A 3,053-nucleotide genomic window follows, 5' to 3' on the forward strand; every position below is an offset into this window, starting at 1 on the left:
TTCAACCATTAGAACGCCGGGCATAACAGGTCTTGCCGGAAAATGTCCTGTAAATTGCGGCTCGTTAACGGTAACGTTTTTAATACCTGTTATTGATTTGTTAGGATCGATTTTAAGTACTCTATCTACTAATAAAAATGGATAGCGATGAGGTATCAAATCCATGATTTCGGTAATATCTATGATCATTTATTTAGTCTCTTCTTTAATGTAAATTTTCCGTCATTGCGAGGAAATTATGAAATAATTGACGAAGCAATCTAGTAAAAAGTGCTAAAATCGGCACTTTTTGCTAATTTTTCTGGATTGCCACGCAACAATGCCTGCTCGCAATGACGACTCAGTATCCATGCAGGAATGACATTGTGATCCACACAACAAAGCCCTTTTCAATAGCAAACTACTTTTTTAATTTGCTATTAGAGGTCTTTAGTAATTGTTTCATAATAATAGATTGTCTATGCCAGTCCATGATAGGAACTGCAGGGCTACCGCCGACGATTTTACCTGCCTCTATATTTTGTGTTACACCGCCTTGTGCTGCTACCTGTGTCCCGTCGCCTATATTTAGATGTCCGGCGATTCCTACTTGCCCTCCAAGAGCACAATATTTACCGATCGTGCTACTTCCTGCTATACCTGTTTGTGCTACGATAATAGAACCTTTACCTATTTTTACTCCATGTCCTATTTGTACTAAATTATCTATGCGGCATAAATCTTCTATAATAGTATCTTGAAGCGAACCTCTATCAATAGTAGTGTTGCTACCAATTTCAACATTATTGCCGATTTTAACTATTCCTATATGAAATATTTTATGATGTACGCCTTTTTCGGTAGAAAAGCCAAACCCGTCTTGTCCTATTTTTGCTCCTGCAAGTATTACGATGTCGTCACCTATAATTGCATAATTTATTGAAACATGTTGTTCTATTCTAGCGTTTCTGCCGATATTTACGCCTCTACCTATAAAACTTTCGGCTTCTATAATACTATTATCACCTATAATAACCTCGTCTTCAATAACTACATTGTGACCTATATAACAATTTTTTCCGATAGTCGCCGAATCTGCAACAATAGCGGATTTCATTATTTTAGCAGGGTATGATTTAATAGGAGCATAAAAAAAATTAATCAATTTGCCGTAAGCAAAATATGAATTCTCGGCATGTATTAAAAGAGTATTTGGATTTGCTTCTCCCGTAAAATTTTTCGGCACTATACAAGCAGCAGCTTTGGTAGTTTTTAAAAATTCGGAGTATTTAGGATTGCTTAAAAAGCTAATATCATTTGATGATGCTTCCTGCAGAATTTTAATATCATGAATAGCTATATCTTCATGAATCTTAGGAGGTTCTATAATATCGTGTAAAAAATCTATAATTGCCGTTAGTTTTCGTGGTCCTAAATTTTTATAAAAATTACTACTTACCATATGAAACTTTAAGCAAATTAATCATTAGCGACAGTATATAAGTGATAGTTTTATTATGCAACAAAATTTACAGGTAGCATAAAAGGTATTGCTAAGTAAAGAATGATATAGTCATTGCGAGCAGGCATTATTGCGTGGATCAATTCTATCACTGTCATCCCGCGACTTGATCACGGGATCCAGTTAAAAATACTAATAATATTAGTATTTTTAGTTGTTTTCTGGATACCGTGGTCAAGCCACGGTATGACACCGAACGCATTTTTCAATCTACGCAACAATGCTGAGCTAGAATGACAAACCAGTCATGCAATAATGAAAAAATTTCTGAAATCAATAATCATATTGACTTGTTTAGAATTTTGCTTAGAATCCATCTTGGAACAGCTAAGGTTGTTCTGGAGTATAGAAACCTCCATCAACAGGCAGTAAAACCACCGTTAAATTGGTTCATTCCTCGATATTTTACGGTCGGGGAGGTAGTAGTCATGTTCAGGGCTTAGAGTATAACTTTAAGCCTAAAAACTACTCAGCTGTTTTGTTGACGGTGTTTCTAACTCCCTGATCACCAATCGGGCTTTAACTTAGCTTCTTGGTGATCAAACTTGAATCATTTAAGTTTAATCAGGAGAACTATATGAACACTAAAACAGTAGAAGAAAAATAGCCATTATTGAGCCGTATCTAGATTTTTTTATTAAAGACAAAGACTTATTACGTGAAATTTATCCAAATGGCATAAATAGGGAATTAAGAATAGAACTTATTTTAGCTGAAAAACCTTATACATCATATTCTTACTACAAATTAATCAGAAATTTATTCAAATTGCCATACCGAAAAATTATACTTATAATCGATAAACAATTTTTAAAAGCATCGCTTGGTTTATTTCGTTCAATTATTCTCGGCACTTTATTATATCTAAACTTAGTTAAAATTTTTATCTATGACAAGAATGATTTTGTATTGAATATACGAGCTTTAAAAAAAGTAACGAAAATTACTTTTTGTTATATAAAATTAATTACTTTAAAAAACTGATTAACTTAGAGTAATTAAATAAGCAGAAAGAAGAAGAATTGAAATAGTGGAGGCAAGTAGACTATTTACTTTACTAAGCGACAGTATATTAAGTAATACTTTTTTGTGTAACAAAATTTACAGATAGCATAAAAATTTAAAGGGTTGGGACAAATTGTTTCCCTTCTATGTAAAATATAAAATATTATATTTAATTTAAGGGCTTTAGCAATAAACTTTGCTCCTTCATCACCTATGTTGCACCAAGAAATTTTAAATTTAGTAGTACCATCTCTTAAGCCGTTAGCTTTAGCTTGGTTTTTAAATCCTCTTTTTTCTAGAAATTCTATTAATTCTTTCATATCTATATCTTTATTAACGCGAGTTTCGTATTAAGATGCCTAAATTATGGTTAATGAATATGCTATAATGCTTATCCTTTCAAGGTTTGTAAGAGGTGTGACAAGTTTTACAATTTAATAGTTATAGTCAAAAAAGACAATTTACTAAAAATTTATGCAGTTTTAAGTACATTTAGTAACAAAACAATATTACTAATATCCTCGTAACCCAGTTACTATCAGCTATT

At 32.3% G+C, this 3,053-nt stretch carries 2 protein-coding genes and 1 pseudogene; all 3 read right to left on the minus strand.

Features of this window, described 5'->3' with window-relative positions:
• Positions 1–189, minus strand: a pseudogene (locus tag REIS_RS00105) (beta-hydroxyacyl-ACP dehydratase); the annotation flags it as partial.
• A 211-nt stretch (positions 190–400) separates the two neighbouring features.
• Positions 401–1,441, minus strand: a complete 1,041-nt coding sequence (gene lpxD, locus REIS_RS00110; RefSeq protein WP_008579214.1) for a UDP-3-O-(3-hydroxymyristoyl)glucosamine N-acyltransferase — start codon at positions 1,439–1,441, stop codon at positions 401–403.
• 1,109 nt (positions 1,442–2,550) lie between these two features.
• Positions 2,551–2,826 carry a hypothetical protein gene (locus tag REIS_RS00120; RefSeq protein WP_008579216.1) on the minus strand — a complete coding sequence of 92 codons (276 nt, stop codon included), beginning with the start codon at positions 2,824–2,826 and terminating at the stop codon, positions 2,551–2,553.
• Positions 2,827–3,053 lie beyond the last annotated feature (227 nt).

Origin of the sequence: Rickettsia endosymbiont of Ixodes scapularis, assembly GCF_000160735.1 — a bacterium.
GTDB lineage: Bacteria > Pseudomonadota > Alphaproteobacteria > Rickettsiales > Rickettsiaceae > Rickettsia > Rickettsia tamurae.

What these genes read in the sequence shown, in the direction of transcription:
- REIS_RS00120 (WP_008579216.1), bottom strand. Translation starts at nt 2,826, where the DNA reads ATGAAAGAATTAATAGAATTTCTAGAAAAAAGAGGATTTAAAAACCAA.
- lpxD (WP_008579214.1), bottom strand. Translation starts at nt 1,441, where the DNA reads ATGGTAAGTAGTAATTTTTATAAAAATTTAGGACCACGAAAACTAACG.